This is a genomic window from Paracidovorax sp. MALMAid1276, from assembly GCF_049198005.1.
Lineage (GTDB): Bacteria > Pseudomonadota > Gammaproteobacteria > Burkholderiales > Burkholderiaceae_C > Acidovorax.
This window is the reverse complement of record NZ_JBMIRS010000190.1, coordinates 1-24,294: the sequence shown is the minus strand read 5'-3', so window position 1 is coordinate 24,294 and position 24,294 is coordinate 1. Positions and strand designations below refer to the sequence as shown.

Annotated in this window: 19 protein-coding genes; 10 read left to right on the top strand and 9 right to left on the bottom strand. The window is 68.1% G+C overall.

Annotated elements, in window-relative coordinates:
• Positions 1 to 103: 103 nt before the first annotated feature.
• The 4 genes from ACOQFS_RS13705 to pncB form a co-directional block, all read right to left on the bottom strand.
• The gene (locus ACOQFS_RS13705) at positions 104 to 1,291 is read right to left on the bottom strand and encodes an MFS transporter (RefSeq protein WP_421563378.1); all 1,188 of its coding nucleotides are present in this window, start codon (positions 1,289 to 1,291) and stop codon (positions 104 to 106) included.
• Entirely contained in the window at positions 1,288 to 2,739 is a 1,452-nt protein-coding gene (rmuC, locus tag ACOQFS_RS13700; protein ID WP_421563377.1) for a DNA recombination protein RmuC, read from the bottom strand. The genes ACOQFS_RS13705 and rmuC overlap by 4 nt, the downstream gene beginning before the upstream one ends.
• A 93-nt stretch (positions 2,740 to 2,832) precedes the next feature.
• Positions 2,833 to 3,840, bottom strand: coding sequence for a 2-hydroxyacid dehydrogenase (locus tag ACOQFS_RS13695; RefSeq protein WP_421563376.1), 1,008 nt, complete (start codon positions 3,838 to 3,840; stop codon positions 2,833 to 2,835).
• Positions 3,841 to 3,945: 105 nt separating this feature from the next.
• Complete coding sequence (gene pncB / locus ACOQFS_RS13690) at positions 3,946 to 5,166, bottom strand: nicotinate phosphoribosyltransferase (protein ID WP_421563375.1); 1,221 nt, start codon at positions 5,164 to 5,166, stop codon at positions 3,946 to 3,948.
• A gap of 320 nt (positions 5,167 to 5,486) precedes the next feature.
• On the opposite strand from pncB, the gene ACOQFS_RS13685 reads away from it, so the two are divergent.
• Positions 5,487 to 5,849 (top strand): PilZ domain-containing protein, encoded by a 363-nt coding sequence (locus ACOQFS_RS13685; protein ID WP_421563374.1) that lies wholly within the window; start codon positions 5,487 to 5,489, stop codon positions 5,847 to 5,849.
• A gap of 8 nt (positions 5,850 to 5,857) precedes the next feature.
• Here the strand turns inward: ACOQFS_RS13685 and ACOQFS_RS13680 are convergent, their stop codons facing one another.
• Entirely contained in the window at positions 5,858 to 7,546 is a 1,689-nt protein-coding gene (locus tag ACOQFS_RS13680) for a long-chain fatty acid--CoA ligase (protein ID WP_421563373.1), read from the bottom strand.
• A 375-nt stretch (positions 7,547 to 7,921) separates the two neighbouring features.
• Between ACOQFS_RS13680 and ACOQFS_RS13675 the strand changes: the two genes are divergently transcribed.
• The 3 genes from ACOQFS_RS13675 (at position 7,922) to ACOQFS_RS13665 (ending at position 9,415) form a co-directional block, all read left to right on the top strand.
• Entirely contained in the window at positions 7,922 to 8,407 is a 486-nt protein-coding gene (locus ACOQFS_RS13675) for a hypothetical protein (RefSeq protein ID WP_421563372.1), read from the top strand.
• Positions 8,404 to 9,117 (top strand): hypothetical protein, encoded by a 714-nt coding sequence (locus tag ACOQFS_RS13670; RefSeq protein ID WP_421563371.1) that lies wholly within the window; start codon positions 8,404 to 8,406, stop codon positions 9,115 to 9,117. The genes ACOQFS_RS13675 and ACOQFS_RS13670 overlap by 4 nt, the downstream gene beginning before the upstream one ends.
• Before the next feature lie 121 nt (positions 9,118 to 9,238).
• Positions 9,239 to 9,415, top strand: coding sequence for a hypothetical protein (locus tag ACOQFS_RS13665; RefSeq protein ID WP_421563370.1), 177 nt, complete (start codon positions 9,239 to 9,241; stop codon positions 9,413 to 9,415).
• A 33-nt stretch (positions 9,416 to 9,448) separates the two neighbouring features.
• On the opposite strand, the gene hrpA is transcribed toward ACOQFS_RS13665, so the two are convergent.
• A complete protein-coding gene (gene hrpA, locus ACOQFS_RS13660) occupies positions 9,449 to 13,600 on the bottom strand; it encodes an ATP-dependent RNA helicase HrpA (RefSeq protein WP_421563369.1) in 4,152 nt (1,383 codons plus the stop codon).
• Between the two features lie 214 nt (positions 13,601 to 13,814).
• Between hrpA and ACOQFS_RS13655 the strand changes: the two genes are divergently transcribed.
• Genes ACOQFS_RS13655 through argA form a run of 3 tightly spaced genes read left to right on the top strand, consistent with a single transcriptional unit; the run spans position 13,815 to position 15,918 of the window.
• Positions 13,815 to 14,105, top strand: a complete 291-nt coding sequence (locus tag ACOQFS_RS13655) for a DUF6364 family protein (RefSeq protein WP_421563368.1) — start codon at positions 13,815 to 13,817, stop codon at positions 14,103 to 14,105.
• Entirely contained in the window at positions 14,102 to 14,566 is a 465-nt protein-coding gene (locus ACOQFS_RS13650; protein ID WP_421563367.1) for a PIN domain-containing protein, read from the top strand. Before ACOQFS_RS13655 ends, ACOQFS_RS13650 begins: the two co-directional genes overlap by 4 nt.
• A 5-nt stretch (positions 14,567 to 14,571) precedes the next feature.
• Positions 14,572 to 15,918: an amino-acid N-acetyltransferase gene (gene argA, locus ACOQFS_RS13645; RefSeq protein ID WP_421563366.1), complete on the top strand. Its 1,347-nt coding sequence runs from the start codon at positions 14,572 to 14,574 to the stop codon at positions 15,916 to 15,918.
• An 81-nt stretch (positions 15,919 to 15,999) separates the two neighbouring features.
• Here the strand turns inward: argA and blaACA are convergent, their stop codons facing one another.
• The gene (gene blaACA, locus ACOQFS_RS13640; RefSeq protein WP_421563365.1) at positions 16,000 to 16,917 is read right to left on the bottom strand and encodes an ACA family class A beta-lactamase; all 918 of its coding nucleotides are present in this window, start codon (positions 16,915 to 16,917) and stop codon (positions 16,000 to 16,002) included.
• A 96-nt stretch (positions 16,918 to 17,013) separates the two neighbouring features.
• Between blaACA and ACOQFS_RS13635 the strand changes: the two genes are divergently transcribed.
• Positions 17,014 to 17,904 (top strand): LysR family transcriptional regulator, encoded by an 891-nt coding sequence (locus tag ACOQFS_RS13635; protein ID WP_421563364.1) that lies wholly within the window; start codon positions 17,014 to 17,016, stop codon positions 17,902 to 17,904.
• 28 nt (positions 17,905 to 17,932) lie between these two features.
• Here ACOQFS_RS13635 and ACOQFS_RS13630 read toward each other — a convergent pair whose 3' ends face one another.
• Both ACOQFS_RS13630 and ACOQFS_RS13625 read right to left on the bottom strand, forming a co-directional pair.
• Complete coding sequence (locus ACOQFS_RS13630) at positions 17,933 to 18,259, bottom strand: IPTL-CTERM sorting domain-containing protein (protein ID WP_421563363.1); 327 nt, start codon at positions 18,257 to 18,259, stop codon at positions 17,933 to 17,935.
• A 67-nt stretch (positions 18,260 to 18,326) separates the two neighbouring features.
• Entirely contained in the window at positions 18,327 to 21,188 is a 2,862-nt protein-coding gene (locus ACOQFS_RS13625; RefSeq protein ID WP_421563362.1) for an IPTL-CTERM sorting domain-containing protein, read from the bottom strand.
• A 168-nt stretch (positions 21,189 to 21,356) separates the two neighbouring features.
• On the opposite strand from ACOQFS_RS13625, the gene ACOQFS_RS13620 reads away from it, so the two are divergent.
• Positions 21,357 to 22,073: a response regulator gene (locus ACOQFS_RS13620; RefSeq protein WP_421563361.1), complete on the top strand. Its 717-nt coding sequence runs from the start codon at positions 21,357 to 21,359 to the stop codon at positions 22,071 to 22,073.
• Positions 22,060 to 24,093, top strand: a complete 2,034-nt coding sequence (locus tag ACOQFS_RS13615) for a sensor histidine kinase (RefSeq protein ID WP_421563360.1) — start codon at positions 22,060 to 22,062, stop codon at positions 24,091 to 24,093. The genes ACOQFS_RS13620 and ACOQFS_RS13615 overlap by 14 nt, the downstream gene beginning before the upstream one ends.
• Positions 24,094 to 24,294: the final 201 nt, after the last annotated feature.

The window sequence follows — 24,294 nt, the reverse complement described above, 5'->3', positions numbered from 1 at the left end:
CCTCTGTGAAGCCGCCAATCTACTCCTTTTTGAAGCATTTGCTTACCCCCATTCACCACATGGCGCAAAGAGGGTCGATAGCGCAAAGCCCTCGGTGGGGCTGCTAGGAGTTCGCGCCCGCCGGCCCCATGCGCCAGGCCATGCGCGCGCCCACGCCCACCGTGGCGCCCACCACCCAGAACAGCCCTCCCACGCCGATCACGGCGCCCGCCGTGCCGAACAGCATGGGCATGAGCACGCTCGACGCGTTGATGGCCATCAGCCGCAGGCCCAGGGCCTCGCCGTGGCGGTGGGACGGCGTGATCTGGTGCAGCAGGCTCATCACCATGGGCTGCACCGAGCCCAGCGCAAACCCCAGCAGCACCGAGCACACGCCCATGGCCAGCGCACTGCCCAGAAACGGGTACACACCAAACAGCACGGCCGTGGCCACCATGGCACCGGCCACCACCACGCGCTCGCGCAGCATCTCGGCCACCAGCGGCATCAGCACGCGGATCAGCGCTGCCGCAATGGCAAACGCGCCCAGGATGGAGCCGATGACCGAGGCCGACAGCCCGCGCTCGTGCCCCAGCAGCGGCACCACGAAGGTGTGCACGTCCCAGCACGACGACAGCAGCCAGTTCACGATGAGCAGGCGGCGAAACGGCAGCTCGTTCATCAAATCCCACGCGCGCTGGGGCGGGCCGCCGGCGGCGGCGATCACCGGGGGCAGCTCCACCGTGTCGCGCACCCAGAACCAGGTGAGCAGCGGCAGCACGGCCATCAGGGCGAACGCGGCGCGGTAGCCCTCGTTGCTGCCCGCCTCTGCGCCCGACAGCGCGCCCGCATGGTCGATCATCAGGCCCGCACAGAACGGCCCGATGAAGTTGGACACCGCCGGCCCGATGGCCAGCCAGCTGAACACCTGCTTGAGCTGGGTCGCGTCGTGCGCGGCACGACCCACGTGGCGCTGCAGCGCAATGGTGGCCGCGCCGGTGGCGCCGCCGGTCATCAGCGCGGCCAGGCACAACACGGCAAACGCCGGGAACACCAGCGCCAGCCCCGCGCCCGCCGCCGCCACGGCCACCGCATAGCCCACCGGCCGCTTCAGGCCGTGGCGGTCGGCATAGCGGCCTGCGGGCAGCGCCAGAAACACCTGCGTGAGCGCAAACAGCGCCAGCAGCACGCCCACGGCCGCTGCGCTGTAGCCCTCGCGCAGCGCCATCAGCGGGGCGGCCATGCGCATGCCCGCCATGCAGGCGTGGATGCACACCTGCCCCAGGATCAGCCGGGCCAGCGCCCAGTTCACGGCTGCTCGCCCCCGGCTTCCGCGCCCGGCAGCCGCGCTGCGTCCGCCGCCGCGTCGGGCGCGGGCAGCTCCTGCACGTCGCGCAGCCGACGCTGGATGGCGCGCGTGCGCACGCCCACCTCGTCAAACCGCTTGGCGGCGGCGTCGATGGACTTGCGGGTGGCCTCCACCACATCGCCAAACTTGGCGAATTCGGTCTTCACCACGCCCAGCAGGCCCCACACCTCGGACGAGCGCTTTTCAATCGCCAGCGTCTTGAAGCCCATCTGCAGGCTGCTGAGCATGGCCGCCAGGTTGGCCGGTCCGGTGATCATCACGCGGCATTCGTTCTGCACGGCCTCCACCAGGCCGGGGCGGCGCATGACTTCGGCAAACAGGCCCTCGGTGGGCAGGTACAGCACCGCGAAATCGGTGGTGTACGGGGGCGACACATATTTGGCGAAGATCTTCCGGGCTTCGAGCCGGATGGACGCCTCGAACGCGTTGCCCGCCGACATCACCGCCGCTTTGTCGGCGGCTTCCTGCGCATCGAGCAGGCGCTGGTAGTGCTCCACGGGGTATTTGGAGTCGATGGGCAGCCACACCGGGTGCTCGTCGCCTTTGCCGGGCAGGCGAACCGCGAACTCCACCAGCTCGTCGCTGCCCGGCACGGTCTTGACGTTGCGCGCGAACTGCTCGGGCGTGAGCACGTTGTCGATGATGGCCCCGAGCTGCATCTCGCCCCAGGTGCCGCGCGTCTTCACGTTGGTCATCACGCGCTTCAGGTCGCCCACGCTGCCCGCCAGGGTCTGCATCTCGCCCAGGCCCTTGTGCACCTGCTCCAGCCGGTCGCTCACCAGCTTGAACGACTCGCCCAGGCGCTGCTCCAGCGTGGCGTGCAGCTTTTCGTCGACCGTGCGGCGCATTTCCTCCAGCTTGGCGGCGTTGTCGTGCTGGATGGCGGCCAGCCGCTCGTTGAGCGCCGTGCGCAGCTGCTCGGCGTTGTGCTGGCTGCCTTGCACCAGGCCTGTGAGCTGGTGCGCAACGGCCTCCTGCAGCACCGAGAACTGGTTGCGCAATTGGTAGCTGTTGCCTTCGAGCTGGTCTTTGAGCGCACCCGACAGCCGCGCCTCGAAGGCGCCAAAGGCCGCCAGCAGCTCGGCCCGGCCCGTGCGCGATTCGCCCACGGCCTGGGCCAGGCGCTCGTCCACGGCGCTGCGCAGCGCCTCCAGCTGGTGCTGCGTGGCCTGCGTAAAGCCCGACAGCTGCTGGGCCAGGGCGTCCATGGCGCCGTCGTTGCGGGCCACGGCCAGGCGCGTGGCCTGGGCCATGGCCTCCAGCGCCTGCAGGCGCGCCGGCCATTCGGGCGGCAGGTCTACCCGGGGGCGGCGCAGCAGCACCAGCACCAGCAGCGCCACCACCAGGGCCAGCACGGCCAGAAAGACATAGGCAAGGGTTTGGAAGCTCAAGTTCAGTTACTACAATTTTGATAGCTATCAGCGCTTGACAGATAAGCGCTGAAGGCCAATTTCATTCAAATTTTCTGGGGCCGGGCCGGCGCGTCAGCGGGCCAGTGCGCGCATGGCTGCTGCTTGCGCCGTCGGCGTGTTCACGGGCGTGAGCGGCCCGCGCCCGTCAAAAAACGCAATCAGGTTGTCGGCCGCCAGGGTGGCCATGGCACGGCGCGTGGCCACGGTGGCGCTGGCGATGTGCGGGGTGAGCACCACATTGGGCACGGTGAGCAGGTCCGGGTGCACGCTGGGTTCGCCCTCGAACACATCGAGCCCCGCCGCTGCAATGCGGCCTTCGCGCAGCGCCGCGGCCAGAGCCGCATCGTCGACGATGCCGCCGCGCGCAATGTTGATGAGCGTGGCCGTGGGCTTCATCAGCGCCAGCTCGGCCGCGCCAATGGTGTGGTGCGATGCAGCCGAATACGGCACCACCAGCACCACGTGGTCGGCGGTGGCCAGCAGTTCCTCCTTGCCCACGTAGGTAGCCTTGCATTCGGCCTCCAGCGCTGCCGACAGGCGCGAGCGGTTGTGGTAGACCACTTTCATGCCAAAGCCGTGCGCACCGCGCCGGGCAATGCCCTGCCCAATGCGCCCCATGCCGATGATGCCCAGCGTGCTGCCGTGCACCTCGCCTCCCGCAAACATGTCGTAGCTCCACTTCTTCCACAGCCCGGCGCGCAGAAAGTGCTCGCTCTCGGCCATGCGGCGGGCCGTGGCCATCAGCAGCGCAAAACCGAAGTCGGCCGTGGTCTCAGTCAGCACGTCGGGCGTGTTGGTGCCCTGCACGCCCGCCGCCGCCATGGCGTCCACGTCGAAGTTGTTGTAGCCCACGGCCATGTTCGCCGCAATGCGCAGCTGCGGTGCGGCAGCGAGCAGCGCGGCGTCGATGCGCTCGCTGCCGGTGGTCAGCACGCCCTGCTTGTCGGCCGCGCGCGCGGCCAGCTCAGCGGGCGTCCAGACCACGTCGTCCGTGTTGACCTCCACGTCGAAGTGCTGGCGCAGGCGCTGGGCGATGTCGGGAAAGATGGCGCGGGCGACGAGGATGCGGGGCTGGGTCATGGTGGTGAAGCGGTGGAGGGAATGAGTGCTCGAAGGGGTCGCAGGCGCCGCAACGGTCGTGAATGGCGGCAGCAGCGGCGGGGCCGCGTGGTGCTTGGCCTGCCGCTACAAGGTGCTGGGGATGTCGAACACCTGGCGCAGGTAGGCGAGGTATTTCTCGTCGTCGCACATGCCCTTGCCCGGCGTGTCCGACAGCTTGGCCACGGGCTGGTCGTTGCAGCGGGTCATCTTGATGACCACCTGCAGCGGCTCGTGCGCGGGCGGGCTGCCGAGGTCGTTGGTGAGGTTGGTGCCGATGCCGAACGCCAGCTGGCAGCGCCCCCGGAACTGCTGGTACAGCTCGATGGTGCGGGGCACGGTGAGCGCGTCGCTGAAGATGAGGGTCTTGGTCAGCGGGTCGACGCGGTTCTTGCGGTAGTGCTCCAAGAGGCGTTCGCCCCAGGCAAACGGGTCGCCGCTGTCGTGCCGTGCGCCGTCGAACAGCTTGCAGAAATACAGGTCGAAGTCGCGCAGAAAGGCGCTCATGCCATACACGTCCGACAGCGCAATGCCCAGGTCGCCCCGGTATTCCTTGGCCCACATCTCGAAGCCGAACACCTGGCTGTCGCGCAGGCGCGGGCCCAGCGCCTGGCAGGCCTGCAGGTACTCGTGCGCCATGGTGCCCAGCGGCGTCACGCCCAGCTTCATCGCATACAGCACATTGCTGGTGCCCGCAAACTGGCCCGGCCCTGCGGGCGAGCCCGGGCGGCGGTCGCCCGTGCCCAGGCGCGCCACCAGCACGCGCAGCACCTCTTCGTGCCAGGCGCGGCTGAAGCGGCGGCGCGTGCCGTAGTCGGCGATCTTGAGGTCAGAAAGCCCCTCGGCCTGCAGCTGCGTGATCTTGGTGTCCAGGCGGCGGCGGCCTTCGGGAAAGTCGGGCACCTTCTGCGTGTTGCGGAAGTAGACCTCGTTCACGATGGCCAGCACCGGAATCTCGAACAGGATGGTGTGCAGCCACGGCCCCCGGATGGCGATGTCGATCTCGCCCGTGTGCAGCGGCGTCACGGTGATGTACTTCTCGTTGAGCCGGAACAGCCCCAGAAAGTCGACGAAGTCGCTCTTGATGAACCGCAGCGACCGCAGGTAGGCCAGCTCGGCGTCCTGAAAGTGCAGGCTGCACAGCGAACGGATCTCATCGCGGATCTCGTTGGCAAACGGCGCCAGCTGCACGCCGGGGTTGCGGCACTTGAACTTGTATTCGACCTGCGCCCCCGGAAACTGGTGCAGCACCACCTGCATCATGGTGAACTTGTACAGGTCGGTGTCGAGCAGGCTGGTGATGATCATGAACGGAGCGGGGGGCCGCAGGCGGGCGACGAAGCCGCAAAGTGTAGGCCATCGCTGCCCGCGCCGCAGGCGGTGCCCGCCCCGGCCCCAGGCACCGGCTTGAGGGCAGGCGCAGATCAAATTTTTCGCATCAAAACCACGCCAAGCGCTTACCCCATATAGACTTATTGCTATTTATTCAATAGCAACTTCTTGTTCCAGCCGTTGGGACTGCGGCGTGGGCGCGGCCGTGCAGGTGAGCGATGCGGGCGCGGTGCCAAGACCATCACGCCGACCAGTTGGAGTAGCATTTGCAGACCCCCTCGCCCCAGGAGACCGCGATGCCCCACGAACGCCGCCACTTCGTCCGCGTTGGCTTTGATGCCCCGGCCCTGCTGACCACGGCCACCGATGCGTTCAGCGTGCATGTGCTGGACCTCTCGCTCAAGGGCGCGCTCATCGTGGCCCCCGCACAGGCCGAACTGGCCACCGGCATGCTCTGCCAGATCACCATCCCGCTTGCGGAAACCGGCAACCACATCGCCATGTCCGCCGAAGTGGCCCACGTGGAGGGCCTGCACACCGGCCTGCTGTGCCGGGGCATCGACCTGGACAGCGTGACCCACCTGCGCCGGCTCATCGAGCTGCAGCTGGGCGACCCCGCGCTGCTGGAGCGCGACCTGGGAGAGCTTGCAGGGGCGTAGGAGGCTGCTCAGGCCTCGGCCTCCTGCAGCGCGCGCCACATCACCTTGCCGCTGCCGCTCTTGGGCAGCGCGCCCACAAACTGCACGATGCGCGGCACCTTGTAGACGGCCATGTTCTCGCGGCACCAGTCGATGATGTGCTGCTCGGTGGTGGTGTCCTTGTGCGTGGCGCGCAGCACCACCACGGCCTTCACCGTCTCCCCCCGGTAGCTGTCCTTGGCGGCGATGATGCAGGCCTCCTGGATGGCCGGGTGGCGGAACATCAGCGCCTCCACCTCGGCCGGCCACACCTTGAAGCCGCTGGCGTTGATCATGCGCTTGAGCCGGTCGGTCAAAAAGAAGTAGCCATCCTCGTCCATGCGCCCCAGGTCGCCCGATCGGAAGAAGCGCTTGCCCTCGAACTCGATGAAGGCGGCCTCGGTGGCATCGGGCCGCTTCCAGTAGCCTTCGAACACCTCGGGGCCGTGGATGATGATCTCGCCCTGCTCGCCCACGGGCACTTCCTGCAGCGTGTCGGGGTCCACCACGCGCGCATCGGTGCTCATGAAGGGGATGCCCAGGCACTGCTGCTTGGGATTGTCGGGCGGGTTGGCGTGCGAAGGCGCCGCCGTCTCGGTCAGGCCATAGCCTTCGGCATAGCGCAGGCCGTATTGCTCCAGCAGCCGCTGCGCCACGGCCTGCGGCATGGCCGCGCCGCCACCGCCGATGTAGACCAGGCTCGACAGGTCGTAGCTCGCGAAGTTCGGGCTGCCCAGCAGGTCGATGACCATGGTGGGGATGTTGGTCCAGGTGGTGACGCGGTAGCGCGAAATGAGGCGCCCGGCGAGATCGCGGTCCCACCGGGGCATGATGACCAGCGTGGCCGCGCAGTAGATGGACGTGTGCATCACGCTCACCATGCCGGTGATGTGGAACATGGGCACCACGGCCAGCGTCACGTTGTCGACCGAGGCATTGCCCCACAGGCTGCTGGCCGCCGCGTTGTGCATGATGCTTTTGTGCAGGTGCATGCAGCCCTTGGGCAGGCCCGTGGTGCCGCTGGTGTACGGCAGCAGCGCCAGGTCGTGCGGGCCCACCTGCAGCGCAGGCGGCGCGTCGGTGCAGGCCAGCGCGTCCGCCCAGGCATGCGCCTGGCCGCCGCCGTCCAGCGCGGGCAGCGCATGCCGGGTGCCCAGCCATTCGCGCCAGGTCTCGGGCGGCGCATCGGCGCCGTCCACATGCACGTCAAACGCGTCGCTGAACTGCGTGACCACCATGTGCGCCAGGCGATCGGCCACTGGCAAGGCATTGCTTGCCTTGGCCAGCTCGGCGGCCAGATCGCCGGTGGTGATCGCCACCTTGGTGTCCGGGTCGGTGATGTAGTGCTTGAGCTCTTCGGCCCGGTTCATGGGGTTGACCGGCACCACCACCGCATTGGCCCGCAGGATGGCGAAATGCGCCATCACCAGCTGCGGACAGTTCTGCATGCACAGCACCACGCGGTCGCCCCGCTGCACGCCCAGTTGCACCAGCCGGGCCGCCAGGCGCTCGGCGCCCTCCATCAGCTGCCGATAGCTCAGGCTGCTGCCAAAAAAGACCAGCGCCGCCTTGTCGGGATAGCGCCGCGCGCTGATGGCCAGGTTGTCCCACAGCGAGGTGGCAGGCAAGGTGATGGACTTGGGCAGGCGGTGGGGCCAGAACTTGTGGTGAGGGCGCATGGGGGTGAGTGTCTCCTTGTGCCCAGCAGCCTAGTGGCCGCCCCTGCACCAAGCAAGGGGACTCCCCCCATGGATCGTCACCCAGGTGACGCGCGGCACGCCGACGAAAGTCGGGTTCATGCAGCCGCTGAAACAGCTGCAAGAGGCCGAAGCGCCTTCGTGATTCGCAAATACAGAAATGCCACGATGAGCACACCCTGACCACACCCCTCGATGCAATATGCATATTGCATACAAAATTACTTTCCTTTGTAAACCATCAAAATTCATGGCATATTCCATATGCATATTGCGTATGGAGCAGGCGTGAGCAGTTCTGGAATCAAATCGCGGTTGAGCCACGCACAGTGGACGCTGAAACCGCAAGACCTGGCAGTGGCGTTCAAGCTGGTGAGCCTGAAAGGGCAATGGCTGCCCTATGCGGCGCTGGCGCATGCGCTGCATCTTTCGCCGTTTGAGGCACATGCCTGCATTGCTCGCTTGTCGGCAGCGCGTTTGTTGACCGAGGTGGATGGCATCCCCAGTTTGGTGATGCCTGCATTCAAACCTTTGGTGCTGCAGGGCGCGGTGTACTTTTTTCCGCCAGTGCGTGGGGAGGTGACGGTCGGCTTTCCTACAGCGCATGGTGTGGAGCCGCTCAAATCCAAGGTGCTGTTTGCCGACGAGCTGCCACCGGTATGGCCGCACCCTGATGGCAGCACACGTGGCACAACCCTGCTCCCGCTTTACCCCAAGCTGCCCCTGGCTGCATCGAATGACCCGCAGTTCTACGAGTTGTTGGCGTTGTTTGACGCGCTGCGTATCGGCCAGGCGCGTGAGCGCGAGATGGTGCGCAGCATGCTGGAGGAGCGGCTGAAATGAAAAACCCCAACCTGGCCATTTTGGAACTGGTAGCAAAGACCCTGGGCCCGGTGTGCGACGAAGTGGTGTTTGTAGGCGGCTGCGCCACTGGCCTGCTACTTACCCAGGAGCGCCCCGACCCCATCCGCGTCACAGAGGACGTGGACATCATTGCCCATGCACTCACTGCGAGCGACTACCACGCGCTAGAAGCCAAGGTGCGCGCAAGGGGGTTCAGCAATGACATGCGGCCCGGGGCGCCGATTTGTCGATGGGTGCATGGACCCGTGACGGTCGATGTGATGCCCACAGTGCAAGAGATTCTGGGCTTTGCCAACCGCTGGTACCCGCTGGCAGTAGAAACGGCAACCACTGTGGTCTTGGATGCCGACCTGCGCATTCGCCTCATCAACGCGCCAGTATTTATTGCCACCAAGCTCGAAGCATTTAACGACCGTGGCCACAGTGCGGACGGGCTTCCGGACTATCTCGGAAGCCATGATCTGGAAGACATCATCACGGTGGTGGACCGCCGACCACAGCTGTTGGCGGAGTGTGCCGCGACCCCGCCAGAGCTGCGTGAATATTTGGCGCAGGCTTTCGGGCGCCTGCTGGCCGATGCTGACTTCAACACCACACTGGCAGGCCATTTGCCCGGCGACGCATCCAGCCAAGGCCGACTGCCCAAACTGCGCAATGCGCTGCGTGCACTTGCGAACCTGAAACCATGAACACCACCACCCACTCCCTCGTCCAGAAGCTCTGGAACTACTGCAAGGTGCTGCGCGACGACGGCATGAGTATGGCGCCCATGTGGAGCAGCTCTGGCGCACCTAAAGTTACGACGAGCTGGTGGCGCGGGACCAGACAAGCCTGGACATCTTCTGGCTTAAGGACGAATCACTGGCCGACAGCGACAACTTGCCTGCACCGGGCGTGATTGCGCGCGAGATTGTGGAAGACCTGGAGACGGCGCTGGCGCAGTTCAGGCTGATTGCGGGGGACCTGGGGGAACTGGTGGAAGAGTAAGGGCTGGGTGGGCGGGTGCCCACGCTCCTCCACTCAACTCTGTATCTGCGCCCACAGCTTGTCCAGCCGCTTCACGCTGACCGGCTGGGGCGTGCGCAGCTCCTGCGCGAAGAAGCTTACGCGCAGCTCTTCCAGCAGCCAGCGCAGCTCCTGCATGCGCGCATCGACCGCGCCCTTGCGCTCGGCCACCAGGCGCCAGTAGCGCTGCTCCTGCGGGCGCAGCTCGGCCAGCCTGGCGGCGTCACGGGCGGGGTCGGCACGGACCTTGTCCAGCCGCAGTGTGATGGCCTTGAGGTAGCGGGCGTAGTGCGCCAGCTGCGCCCAGGGCGCGACGGCGATGAAGTTCTTGGGCACCAGGCGCTGCAGTTGCTGCTGCGCGTCGGCCGTGGCGTCGGGCGCGTTCTTGGTGTCCTTGATCTTGCGGGCGGCGGCGGCGTATTCGGTCAGGATGGTGGCGGCCAGACGCGCGACCTCGTTGGCGATGAGCGTGAGGCGGCCTCGGCCCTCTTCCACCCGGCGCTTGAAGGCGGACTCGTCGGTGGGCAGCGGGTCGAGCAAGAAGGCGCGGTCCAGCGCCACGTCGATGATCTGGGTGCGCAGCTCCTCTTGCGTGCCGAGCGGCATGTAGGCCACGGCCATCTTCTGCAGGTCCGGGATGTTTTTTTCGAGGTACTTGAGCGCGTCCTTGATCTGCAGCGCAAACAGGCGGCGCAGGCCCGCGCGGTGTTTGGCAGCGGCCACCTCGGGCTCGTCGAAGACCTCGATGGTCACCGCATCGCCTCCGTCGATGAGGGCCGGAAAGCCGATCAGCGTCTGCCCGCCCTTTCTGATCTCCATCAGCTCGGGCAGTTCGCCAAACGTCCAGGCCGTGTAGCGCTGGCCTGCGGGGGCCGCTGGCGTGGCGCTGGCGGCTTTTGTTGCGGCCGGGGTCGCAGGCGTTTTCACTCCTGAATGGATAGCTGAATGCGCTTTACCAATAAGCGCTGAAGGCACTTTTGACTCAGATTTTTCAGCCAATGCGGCAGCGCCGCCCAGCTTGAGCCCCGCCAGCGCCTGGAAGGCGCCGCGCGCCTTGGCGCCCCACTCGGCCTTCAGTGCACCCAGATTACGGCCATGCCCCAACTGGCGGCCGTGTTCGTCCACCACGCGGAAGTTCATGAACAGGTGCGGGCTGAGCATGTCGAGCTTGAAGTCGGCACGCTTCACGTCCAGCGAGGTCTCGTCGCGCACCTGCTTGAGCAGCGCATCCGTCAGGCTGCCGGTGCCAAAGCGCTCGGGCGTGTTGAACAGCTCGGCCAGCCGGGCGGCGTTGTCGGGCAGCGGCACGAAGCGGCTGCGCGGGCGCTGGGGCAGGCTCTTGAGCAGCGCCTGGATCTTGGCCTGCAGCATGCCCGGCACCAGCCATTCGCAGCGCTCTTCGCTGACCTGGTTCAGCACGAACAGCGGAATCGTCACGGTGATGCCGTCACGCGCATCGCCGGGCTCGTGCAGATAGGTGGCGGCGCAGTCCACGCCGCCCAGGCGCACGGTCTTCGGGAATGCGCTGCCGGTGATGCCTGCGGCCTCGTGCCGCATCAGCTCTTCGCGCGTGAGCTTGAGCAGGTCGGGCTGCTTTTTGCTCTCCTCGCGATACCAAGCCTCAAAGCTGTGGCCGCTGCACACGTCGGCCGGCAGCTGCTGGTCGTAGAAGGCGTAGATCAGCTCGTCGTCCACCAGCACGTCTTGGCGGCGCGACTTGTGCTCCAGCTCTTCCACCTTGGCGATCATCTTCTGGTTGGCGGCCAAAAACGGCAGGCGCGTCTCCCAGTGACCGGCCACCAGGGCCTCGCGGATGAACACCTCGCGCGCAGCGTGCGGGTCGACCTTGCCAAAGTTCACGCGGCGGTTGTTGTAGACCACGATGCCGTACAGCGTGGCACGCTCCAGCGCCACCACCTCGGCAGACTTCTTCTCCCAGTGCGGGTCCAGCAGCTGCTTCTTCAGCAAATGGCCGCCGATCTGCTCCAGCCACTGCGGCTCGATGGCGGCGATGCCCCGGCCGAACAGGCGCGTGGTTTCCACCAGCTCGGACGCGATGATCCATCGGCCGGGCTTCTTGTTCAGGTGCGCACCCGGGTGCTTGTAGAACTTGATGCCGCGCGCGCCCAGGTACCAGTCTTCCTCGTCGCTCTTGCAGCCCACGTTGCCCAGCAGCCCGGCCAGCATGGACAGGTGCAGTTGCTCGTAGCTGGCGGGCTGGGTGTTGATCTGCCACTTGTGCTCGGTCACCACGGTGAGCAGCTGGGTGTGGATGTCGCGCCACTCGCGCAGGCGGCGGATGCTGATGAAGTTCTGGCGCAGCAGCTGCTCATATTGGCGGTTGCTGAGCTTGTGGGTGGCGGCGGGCGTGGCCGACGCGGGCGCCGCGGGCATTGCCGCAGGGGCACCGCCGCCGCTGCGCTGCGCCACCGGCAGGTACGCCTGCGAAGGCGCCTTCTGCGCCGCCATGGCCTTTTGCGCGCGGGCCGACGGCAGGCTGGGCGCCCCGCCCCGGGCCTCGTTGATCCACTTCCACAGCTTCAGATACCCGCTGAACTCACTCTTGTCGTCGTCGAATTTGGCGTGCGCCTGGTCGGCCTGCTGCTGCGCTTCCAGCGGCCGGTCGCGCACGTCCTGCACGCTGAGCGCGCTGGCGATGATGAGCACCTCGTCCAGCGCCTTGCGGTCCCGCGCCTCGATGATCATGCGGCCCACGCGGGGGTCCAGCGGCAGGCGCGACAGCTCCACGCCCATGGGCGTCAGCTCGTTGGCATCGTCCACCGCACCCAGCTCGGCCAGCAGCTGGTAGCCGTCGGCAATGGCGCGGCCACTGGGCGCTTCGATGAACGGGAACTGCGCCACATCGCCCAGGTGCAGCGACTTCATGCGCAGGATGACGCCGGCGAGGGAGCTGCGCAAAATTTCGGGGTCGGTAAATCGGGGGCGGCTGTTGAAGCCCGGCTCGTCATACAGGCGGATGCAGATGCCGTTGGCCACCCGGCCGCAGCGGCCCGCACGCTGGTTGGCTGCCGCCTGGCTGATGGGCTCGACCAGCAGCTGCTCCACCTTGCTACGAAATGAATAGCGCTTGACGCGCGCCGTGCCGGCGTCAATCACATAGCGAATGCCCGGCACGGTGAGCGAGGTCTCGGCCACGTTGGTGGCCAGCACGATGCGGCGGCCGGTGTGGCCGTCAAAGATGCGGTCCTGCTCGGCCTGAGACAGGCGCGCAAACAGCGGCAGCACCTCGGCATTGCGCATCACCGGCTGGTGCGACAGGTGCTTGCGCAGGTGGTCAGCCGCCTCGCGGATCTCGCGCTCGCCGGGCAAGAAGACCAGGATGTCACCCGCACCACCAGGCCCCCACGCTCCGCGCTGCGCGTCGTCGCTGCCCCCCAAGGGGGCCGCGTCCGGCTTGGGGCGGCCCGGCGCCGGACGGCCCTGCCAGAGTTCGTCCACGCCATCGGCAATGGCTTCGTTCAGGCCATAGTCGCGCGATTCTTCGAACGGGCGGTAGCGCTGTTCGACCGGAAAGGTACGGCCGGACACATAGATGATGGGCGCCGGGCCCTTGGCGCTTTCAAAGTGTTTGGCAAACCGGTCGGCATCGATGGTGGCCGAGGTCACGATGACCTTGAGGTCCGGCCGGCGCGGCAGGATCTGCCGGATGTAGCCCAGCAGGAAGTCGATGTTCAGGCTGCGCTCGTGCGCCTCGTCGATGATGATCGTGTCATAGGCCTTGAGCAGCGGGTCGGTCTGCGTCTCGGCCAGCAAGATGCCGTCGGTCATGAGCTTGACGGAGGCATCACGCGAGAGGCGGTCCTGGAACCGCACCTTGAAGCCCACCACCTCGCCCAGCGGCGTGTTCAGCTCTTCGGCAATGCGCTTGGCCACGCTGCTGGCCGCAATGCGGCGTGGCTGGGTGTGGCCGATCAGCTGGCCTTTCTGGCCCGGCTTCGCGTGGCATTTGCCGCGGCCCAGCGCCAGCGCAATCTTGGGCAGCTGCGTGGTCTTGCCCGAACCGGTCTCCCCGCACACGATGACGACCTGGTGCTTCTCGATGGCGGCCATGATCTCGTCGCGCCGGGCGGATACGGGGAGGGATTCGGGGAAGGTAATGCGCAGCGGCGCAGGGGCTGGCGCGGAAGGTTGGCGGGTGTCACTCATCAGGCTGCGGATTATCCCGCCGCGCCCGCGTCCCCCAGCCCAGAATTCGCCCCGCCCGCCAACGCCCTCACCCATTCCAGCACCTGCGCCCGCTGTGCTGGCAAAACGTCATCCGCTCACGCTCCCATACGGCGCGGCGGTGTTTCGATTTGATGCTCCTTTCACGAAACCACGTGCTACACTAGTTCTCGTGTACCTTTGCACGAGTCCAGAAATGACCAACCTCACCATCTCCCTCGACGACGCCATCGTCAAGAAAGCGCGCGTGCGCGCCATTCAGGAAGGCACCTCGCTGAGCGCCAAGGTGCGCGAGTTTTTGGCAGCCTATTCGCAAAGCCCCCTTGCATCCGGGCCCGCTCAAACCACCGACCCCGCCGGTGAGCTGTTGGCGCTGATGGCCCGTGTGCGCGCTGAAGCGCAGCCCGAGGCTTCCGCCCAGCCCACCACCCCCCAGACGCTGCGTGAACAGACCTACGCCGACGGCTTCAGGCAGCAGCTTTCGTGAACCTGCCCGTGGCGACTGCCGCCCTGCCCCCGGGCCTGTGTTTTGTGGACACCAACGTGCTGCTGTACGCGGTGGACGACCGCGCCCCCCCCAAGCGCGACGCAGCCGAGCGCCTGGTGGCCCAGCTCCAGCGCGAGCAGCGCGGCGTGGTCAGCACCCAGGTGATGCTGGAGCTGGCCCACAATCTGGCGCGAAAATTCCAGGTCAGCAAAACCACGGCAGCCCTCATGACTGCCGCCTACGCCCAATGGCGGGTGGTGCCGGCCGATGCACAACTGGTGCTCAAGGCCCTGGCCCGCGCCGCCGAAAGCCAGTTGTCGGTGTGGGACGCGATGGTGGTCGAGGCCGCCCTCCTGTCCGGCGCCCAGACCCTGTTCACCGAGGACCTTGGCCACGGCCAGCGCTTTGGTCCGCTGACCATCGTCAACCCGTTTTTGCCCACCCTCCCCCTACCGACCTGAGCGCCATGTCCGCCGTCTTCAATTTCACCTTCGTGCCCTGGTTCCGCTCGGTCGCGCCTTACATCCACAAGTTCCGCAACCAGACCTTCGTGATCGGGCTCACGGGCGAGGCGATTGCAGCGGGCAAGCTGCACAACATCGCGCAGGACCTGGCGCTGATTCAGGCCATGGGCGTGAAGATCGTGCTGGTGCACGGCTTTCGGCCGCAGGTGAACGAGCAGTTGGCGGCCAAAGGGCATGCGGCGAAGTATTCGCACGGCATCCGCATCACCGACTCGGTGGCGCTGGACTGCGCGCAGGAGGCCGCGGGCCAGTTGCGCTACGAGATCGAGGCCGCCTTCAGCCAGGGCCTGCCCAACACGCCCATGGCAGGCGCCACGGTGCGCGTGATCTCGGGCAACTTCCTCACGGCGCGGCCTGTGGGCATCGTGGATGGTGTCGACTTCCAGCACTCGGGCCTGGTGCGCAAGGTGGACGTGGCGGGCATCCGCCAGACGCTGGACATGGGCGCGCTGGTCATGCTGTCGCCGTTCGGCTTCTCGCCCACGGGCGAGGCCTTCAACCTGAGCATGGAAGAAGTGGCCACCAGCGTGGCCATCGCGCTGCGCGCCGACAAGCTGATCTTCTTGACCGAGGTGCAGGGCATCCGCATGTCGCCCACCGAACCCGAGAGCGACGACAACCCCATCGACACCGAGCTGCCCCTGGCCGCCGCCCAGGCGCTGCTGGCGCAGCTGCCGCCCGCCCAGCAGCCTACCGACACGGGCTTTTATCTGCAGCACTGCGTGAAGGCCTGCAAGGCGGGCGTGGAGCGCAGCCACATCCTGCCGTTTGCGGTGGATGGATCGCTGCTGCTGGAGGTGTATGTGCACGACGGCATCGGCACCATGGTGATCGATGAAAAGCTCGAAGAACTGCGCGAGGCCACGATTGACGATGTGGGTGGCATCCTGCAGCTGATCGAGCCGTTCGAGAAGGACGGCACGCTGGTCAAGCGCGACCGCACGGAGATCGAACGCGACATTGCCAGCTACACCATCATCGAACACGACGGCGTGATCTTTGGCTGCGCGGCGCTCTACCCCTACCCCGAGGCCCGCACGGCCGAGATGGCCGCCGTGACCGTGTCACCGCAAAGCCAGGGCACGGGCGACGGCGAAAAGCTGCTCAAGCGCATCGAGCAGCGCGCGCGTCTGCTGGGGCTGGACAGCATTTTTGTGCTGACCACGCGCACCATGCACTGGTTCATCAAGCGCGGCTTCTCGCCCGTGGACCCGGACTGGCTGCCCGACGCGCGCAAACGCAAGTACAACTGGGACCGCAAGAGCCAGGTGCTGGTCAAGAAGCTCTGACGAGCCCGACGCGACCGCTCCAAAGTCCGTTCACGCTGAGCCTGTCGAAGCGCGGCGCACGGCTTCGACAGGCCCCAACCCCTACCCCTGCCGCGCCGCCGCCACGGCGCGCGCCACCTGCGCAATCACCGCGTCCCGCTGCCCGGCGGGCGCCGTGGACCGTGTGAGGTAACACGTCACCACCACGGGCGCGCCACCGCCCGGGGGCCACAGCACGCCGATGTCGTTCGCCGTGCCGCTGTCGCCGGCGGTCCCCGTCTTGTCGCCCACCTTCCAGCCCGGCACACCCGCGCGCAGGCGCTTGTCGCCCGTGCTCGTCTCCACCAGCCAGCGCTGCAGCCAGGCGCGCGAGGCGGGTGTGAGCGCATCGCCCAGCACCAGCTTGTGCAAGGTCTGCAGCATGGCCAGCGGCGTGGTGGTGTCGCGCGGGTCGCCGACAGCCGCCTCGTTCAGCGCGGGCTCGGTGCGGTCCAGCCGCGTGGTGCTGTCACCCAGTGACCTCACAAAGGCCGTGAAGCCCGCCGGGCCGCCATGGCGCGCCAGCAGCACGTTGGCGGCGGTGTTGTCGCTCAGGCTCACGGTGGCAGCACACAGCTCGCCCACGGTCAGTCCGCCGCCATCGCCCGCGCGGGGGCCGCTCACGGGCGAATACGCCACCACGTCGGCGGCCGCGTAGTGCACGCGCGCGTCCAGCCGCTCCCGCCCCTGGTCCACCAAGGCCAGCATCCAGCCCGCAAGAAAGGCCTTGAAGGTGCTGGCCATGGCGAAGCGCTCGTCCTGGCGCCAGCCCAGCGCCAGGCCCGAGCCGGTGTCCAGCATGGCGACGCCGAGGCGGCCCTGGGCGGTGCATTCGATGCCCGCCAGGGTGTCTGCCCACTGGCGGGAGGCCTGGCTGCGGGCGGTGGCACCGCCGCCGGTGGCATGGCCGCTGGCGGCGCAGCCCCCCAGAGGCATGGCAAGGGCGGCCACAAGGCCCAAGGAAAACTGTCGTCTGTGCATAGAAAAGAGTCTTGAAAATCAACAAGGCCCGAACGATAAGAACAATCAACCGCCAGCACCATCGACAATAAATGCCGCGAGCCCATAGAAAAACTTATGCATCTACCCCTCAATGCCTTGCGCGCCTTCGAGGCGTCCGCGCGCCACCTCAATCTCACCCGCGCGGCTGAAGAGCTGCACGTGACCCAGACCGCCGTGAGCCAGCACATCCGCAAGCTCGAAGACCGGCTGGGCAAGCCGCTGTTTCGCCGCCTGCCTCGCGGCCTGGCCTTGACGGATGAAGCGCAGGCGCTGCTGCCGGTGGTGATGGAGTCGTTCGGCAAGCTCGAACGCGCGCTGGAGAACCTGGCACACGCGCGCCCGCGCGAAGTGCTGACGGTGGGCGCCGTGGGCACCTTTGCCGTGGGCTGGCTGCTGCCCCGCCTGCGGGACTTTCAGGAGGCCTGCCCCTTTGTGGACCTGCGCCTGCTCACCCACAACAACCGGGTCGACATGGCGGGCGAAGGGCTCGACTGCGCGATCCGGTTTGGCGACGGCGCCTGGCACGGCACGCACGCGCAGCACATCATGGATGCGCCCTTGTCCCCCATGTGCGCGCCCGCGCTGGCCCAGGGCCTGCGGGTGCCGTCAGACCTGGCGTGCCAGCCTCTCTTGCGAAGCTACCGCGCCGACGAATGGACCGCCTGGTTCGAGGCGGCCGGCGTGCCCTGCCCCGTGGTGCGCGGTGCGGTGTTCGACTCGTCGCTCACCCTGGCCGAAGCGGCCGCCCAGGGCGCGGGCGCCGCGCTGCTGCCGGTGTGCATGTTCGAACGCGAACTGCGCCAGGGCCGCCTGGTGCGCCCGTTCGCGGTGGAGCTGCACCGGGGCGCCTACTGGCTCACACGGCTGCAATCCCGCCCGGTGACGGCGGCCATGCACGCCTTTCAGGGCTGGCTTGCCTCGGCGCAAAAAATTGAACCAAAACAGGCTTCAGCGCTTTATCCATAAGCGCTGATAGCTATTAATCGAGGAGCAATCAAGCCCTGCGCCGCTGCGCCGCCATGCCCAGCGCACCGGCCATCAGTCCCAGCAGCAGCAGGACCCAGGGGGACAGCGCGGGAATCGCATGCGGGGTGGCGGCGGCCAGCGGCATCACCGGGTCGGCGATCACGCCGGGCGTGGCGTCGTCGTCGCCGGGCTGGTTGTCGGTCACGTCAAAGCCCACGGTGGTGCCGCCCAGGTCCACGCTCGCGGGCACGATGAACTGGCCGCTGTGGGTGCGCCTGATGAAGTCGGCCACCGGCTGCGGCCAGGTGATGGTCACGCGCACGCCATGACCATTCGCAGGGACAGAAACAAACACACGCACTTCTGCTCATTATTTGATAGCTAACTAATGATGCTGGATAGGCGTTGAAGTGCAATTTGGCTTAGACCCTGGCCTGGCGCCACGCCAGGGCGCCCACCAGCAGCGACAGCAGCAGCAGCGCCCATTCGTCCAGCGTGGGGATGGCGTGCGCGGCGCCCAGGGCGGCCGCCAGCGGCATGACCGGGTCCAGGATCACGCCGTCCGCCGTCCAGTCGTCGTCGCCCAGCTGGCCGTCGGTCACGTCAAAGCGCACGGTGCTGCCGCTGATGACCAGTTGGGTAGGCGCAAAGAAGCTGGCACTGGCAGCATGGCGGGTGGCCTTGCCGTATTTGGCAAACCCGGTGACGGGCTGGGGCCAGTGGGTGGTGATGGTGACGGTGGCACCGGGCGTGCAGCCCACAAGCCGGAAGTCGAACATGCCTTGCGGTGCGCCTTGCCCCGGCGGCGCGGCGCTGGCGGCGGTGAAGCGGGTGGCGGCCGCGTCGAACTGGCAGGTGGGGCCGCCGCCCGACAGGCTGGCGCTGGCCGCCCCCGCGCTGCCCCCACCGCTGGTGGGCACGGTGGTGCCCGCAAAGCTCTCAGCGCCGATCGTGAAGCTCTGCCGCACCGGGGCGGCGGCGGTGTAGGCAGCATTGCCGGCCTGGTCGGCACGGATGGCACACGTGCCGGCGCCGGTGAAGGCCACCGCGCCGTTGGCCGCCACCGTGCAGGCGCCCGGGGTGGACCCGGCCGCGTCGAGGCTGAAGATGACCGGCAGGCCCGACCCGCCGCCCGTGGCCGCCGCCAGATATGCGCCGCCCACCTTGGCGAAGGCTGCAGGCGCTGACGTGAAGCTGATGGACTGGCCCAGCTGCGCGCCCTGCAGCACGTTGACGGCGAGCGTTGCGGTGATGCCGGCGTCGCCCCGGCTCGTGGCGGTGAGCGTGCGCGCGCCCACGCCCGAGAACGTGACGGCGAACGGCACGCTGCCATCGCTTTGCTGGATGTCGCCCGGCAGCGTGTCTGCGGGGTTGCTGCTGGTGATGACCCAGCGCGTGGTGTCGTCGATGTTCTGGCCCACCGGGTCGGCCACGGCCAGCACAAAGGGCTGGGGCGCGCCAGCAGCCACCGCCGCCACGCTGGTGCCGGGCGCCGTCTCCACACTGGCCGGACCGCTGAGCGCCGGCACGGGCAGCGGCAGGTTCTCGAAGTCGATGGCCGTGCGCAGGTTGTGCCCCGCCATGCTGACGATGCCCCGGTAGGTGCCCACCACGCGGTTGGCCCGTGCCTGGCGAATGCCATAGCCGATGTAGCTGCCCATGTCGCCCGACAGGCTCTGGGCGCCCAGGTCGGCGGGCACGTCGGCGCTGGCGCCGCTCTGGGGCAGCGCGAGGTCGATGTCCGCCACATAGGGCACATGACCGCCGCCGACGGTGTCGGCCCACGGCCCGATGACGATGGCGTGGCCCTGGCGGGTGAACAGCTGCCCGAGGCGGGCGCGCAGCGACAGCGTGCTGTGGCACGTGCCCGCGCTGCCCGTGAACTGCAGGCACAGGCTCAGCGTCTGCGTGCTGTCGTCCTTGTCGAAGTCGAAGGGCGACCGCCACACGTCCTTCTCCGGCTTGATGACGGTGACGAACCGCGGCGCATGCCCGGTGCCGGTGTTGCGGGTGCTGTCCAGCGTTACCGGCGACTGCAGGTTGGTGGTGACGGCCACCGCAAAGTCCTGGTTGCGGTTTCCGTTGTAGGCGCTGGCCAGCGTGTCGATATAGCGGTCGGTGGTGTCGGCGATCACGGTCTGGCGAGGCGCGCTGCGGTCCAGTGCCGCCGTGGCGATGAGGTCTGCGCCCGGCGGCTCCGCCCAGCCGTCGTTCCACGAGCGCACCACCTGGCCGCTGACGTTGAACCTGTGTCGCCCGTAGACCTGCACCTGCGGCTGCGGCGTGGTCTGGTCCAGCAGCGGCCCGTTCACATGCATGACCAGCGACTGCTTGCCGGCCATCGAGCCCGTGCTGAACAGCACCTGGCGCAGCGGAAAGCCGATTTCAAGCGGCTGCGGTTGCAACAGGGCATAGGCGCGGTCCCCCGCCGCGCCGCCCAGCCACAGGTTTTCGTCCAGCCGGAAGTCCTGGTCGGCGACGGCCGGGTCGGTGGACGACTGGCGCACGCTGTTGGAGGCATAAGGGCTGCCGCTGATGCCCGCCAGCCCCTCCAGCGTGATCAGCAACTGCGCCTGGTGCAGCACGCGCGCCTGGCCCACCGGCTGCTCGCGGCTGGCGAACTCGAAGCTGCCGTAGGAACCATCGGTGTCCTGCGCGGCTTCCACGCGCAGCATCGACTCCACACCTTGCGCGAGCCGGTGCTTGACGAGCTCGGTCACGTCGAAGCTGTAGAAGCCGCGCTCGGTGATGCGCAAGGGCTGCGCCGGCCGGTCCGCGTCGGTGGCGCGCCCACCGGCGGCGCTGGCCACTTGCTGGGGGCAGGCGGGCGCCGTGCCCTCGTGCGCGAAGCAGTCTGCGCCGCCGGCCTGGTAGGCACCGAAGATGGCGATGTAGCCCGGGGCCGTCACCTTGTCGACATACAGCACCAGCCGCGCGCGCACCACCTTGCCGGCGTCCAGCGCATAGCTGTCCTGGCCGACGGTGGCCACGGTGTTGTCGGTGTCCACGTTCAGCTTGGTCAGCACACCGTTGGGCAGGGTGGCATAGGAGAACTTCAGCTGCGCGCTGGCCCCCTCGCCCACGGGCAGGCGGGTGCCGTGGGGCGCATAGCCCGCGCCGGTGGAGCTTCCGTCGGCCACGAGTGGGGCCTCGATCCACGATGGCTGGGCCACGCTGCAGGCCTGCAGCAGCGCCACCATGGCCAGCGCGAGGAGCGCCGCCGCGCTGCGCGCGCACCACCGGGCCCGGTGCATGAACGGGGTTTGAAAGAGATTTTCAAGCATGTTTTTAGCCTCTAGCGCTTGTTGTGCAAGCGCTGACAGCTATAACTTAAATAGCAACAAAGTCAGCGGCGCCCGCGCGTGGCCCGGATGCTAGGGACCGGGGGCGGTTTCGTATGTCCCCCTTTTGGGCGACATGCCCGGGCCCCGCCGCTGTGGCAGCATCGGTACATGCCACCGCCTTCTTCCATCGCCCCCACCCCGGTTCGCGTCGCCGTGGTGGAGGACGACGCCGCCTGCCGCACCGCCCTGGCCCACGCGCTGCAAGGCGCCAGCGACATGCGTCTGGCATGGACGGCCGCCAGCCGATCCGAGGCCCTGGCCGCGCTGGCACAGGACGACGCCGCGCCGCTGGATGTGCTGCTGCTCGACCTGGGCCTGCCCGACGGCAGCGGGCTGGATGTGCTGGCCGCGTTGCGCGAACGCTGGCCGCAGGCGGCGGCCATGGTCAGCACCATCTTCGGCGACGAGGTGCACGTGCTGGGTGCCATCGCCGCCGGCGCCATGGGCTATCTGCTCAAGGACTTGCCCGCCACCGCCGTGGTGGACGAAGTGCGCAGCCTGCACGCCGGTGGCAGCCCCATCAACCCCATGGTGGCGCGCAAGCTGTTGCTGCTGCGCCAGACGCAGCCCGCGCTGGCGGCAGCCCCGCCCCCGGCGGCGGGTTCAGGCCTCGTTGCCAGCGCACCCCCGTCGGCGCGCGAGGCCGAACTGCTGCGCCTGGTGGCGCGCGGCCACACGCTGGACGAGGTGGCCCGCACCATGGGCGTGTCGCGCCACACCGTGCGCACCTTTGTGCGGCGCGTCTATGCCAAGCTGCAGGTCACCACGCAGGCCGAGGCCGTGAGCGCCGCTGCACGCCAGGGCTGGATCCATGTGGCCGACTGAGGCGGCGCGCCGGGCGCTGCGATGGCGGCGGCTGCTGGTCATGCCGCGGGTGCGGGCGATGTCGCTGCCGATGGTGTTGGTGCTGATAGAGGGGGTGACGCTGGCGCCGGCCGCGCAGGCCGCGCAGGCCGCAGAGGCCGTGCACCTGGTGCAGGCCGAGACCTGGTCTTCGCCCAGCGGCGACTGGGCGCCGCCGCCGTCGCTGCACGCATCGGGGGATGCGGTGCTGGACGCCGCGACGCCCTGGGCCGCCGTGGCCCTGCCCCATGCGCGCCCGCGCAGCACCGCGGCCAGCGCCGAGCAGGCCAGCGCGCCGCCCGAAGTGCAGTGGTACCGCCTGCGCGTGCCCGCCCATGCGCTGCCGCACGGCACGCCGCAGGGTGTGCGCCTGTACATCCCGCGCTGGCAGACGGTGGGCACGGTGGCTGTGTACGCCAACGGGCGCCTGGTGTGGCAGACGCGCGGCAGCCGCGTGTGGAACGGCTTCAACCGCCCGGTATGGCTGGATCTGGCGGGCCTGGACGAAACAGGCGCCGCGCCGCAGGTGCACGTGCGCATGGCCAGCCTGCCCGGCGTGGGCGGGGCGCTGTCCACGGTGTGGGCCGGGCCCGCCGAGGCGCTGCGGCCCGCCTGGAGGCTGCGCGAGCTGTTGCAGACCGGCCTGGTGACCTACCTGCGGGGCGCCTACCTGGTGCTGGGCGTGCTGGCGCTGATGGTGTGGCTGATGCGGCGCGCGCGGGGCCACGGCGAGGGGCGCGAGGACGCGGGCTACCTGCTGTTCTTCCTTTTGTCGGTAGCGCACCTGCTGGCAACGCTGTTCTATCTGGTGGACGAGGAAGGCCTGGCCGTGCCCGACGCCTGGTTCTCCTGGCTCACGCTGGTGGGGTCGCTGGGTTCTTCGGCGTGTTCCTTCTTGTTGCTGCGGCAGATGCAGGGCTGGCACAGGCCCCGGCTGGCGCGGGCGCTGATGGCCTACTGCGGGCTGGTGGCGGTGGCCGCGCTGCCGTTGTGGGGGCTCAGGCACGAGACGATGCTGCCGCTGCTGCGCCTGGCGCTGTTCCCGCCGGGGGTGGTGGTGCTGTATGTGGCGGCGCGCGGCGCGTGGACGCACCGCACCGGGGCCAACGTGCTGCTGTGCGGCGCCGTGGCGCTGTCGTTTCCGATGGCGTTCCATGACCTGGCGATGCAGCGGTATCTCATCAGCATCGAGCACATCTACCTCACCCCCTATGCCTACATGGGCGTGCTCACGATGTTCCTGTGGGTGGCCTTCACGCGCTACCAGCGGGCGCTGGGCGCAGCCGAGCGGGCCAACGCCGTGCAGGCCGAACGCCTGGCCGCGCAAGAACAGCAACTGCGCGAAACCCACGAGCGGCTGCGCGCCGCCGAGCGCGAGCAGACGCTGCTGCAAGAGCGCCAGCGCCTGATGCGCGAAATGCATGACGGCGTGGGGTCGTCACTGATGAGCGCACTGCGGCTGGTGGAGAACGAGCCCGCCGCACGCCTGGACGTGGCGCCGGTGCTGCGCGAGTGCATCGACGACCTGAAGCTGTCCATCGACTCGCTGGAGCCCGTGGACGCCGACCTGCTGGCCTTGCTGGCGCGCCTGCGCTACCGGCTGGCCCCCCGCCTGGAAGGCGCGGGCCTGGCGCTGCGCTGGCAAGTGGACGACATGCCGCCCCTGCCCTGGCTCGATGCGCAGAGCGCGCTGCATGTGCTGCGCATCCTGCAGGAGGTGCTGACGAACATCCTCAAGCACAGCGGCGCGACGGAGATCACGCTCGGCACTGCGGAATCGGTGCGCGGCAGCGTGGCCGGCGTGCAGGTGTGCGTGCAGGACAACGGCACCCCTTTCGCCGCGCCCCCACCCGGTGCGCTGCCGCCCGCGCGCAGGGGCCTGGCCAATGTGCGCAGCCGCGCACTGGCGCTGGGCGCGCAGTGTTCGTGGGACACCGAGGGGGCGACGGGGGAGGACTGCGGTTCGCGCTTCACGCTGTGGCTGCCGCTGCGCAAACCGTGAGGCATCTCTGCCATCTTGCCCCTGTGAACCCGGTCAGTCGCCAGCACACGGGGTTCGGCAGCGCCCCCGCCTAAGAACGTATATGGACGCCCCGAATAAGCCAAGCCCTCACTCACTGCTGCCAAGAAGGTAAAGATTGCACCCGTATATTCGGACTTACTGTGGCCGGGGCCACGGTCCCTGATGGGATTCGCTGGTGGA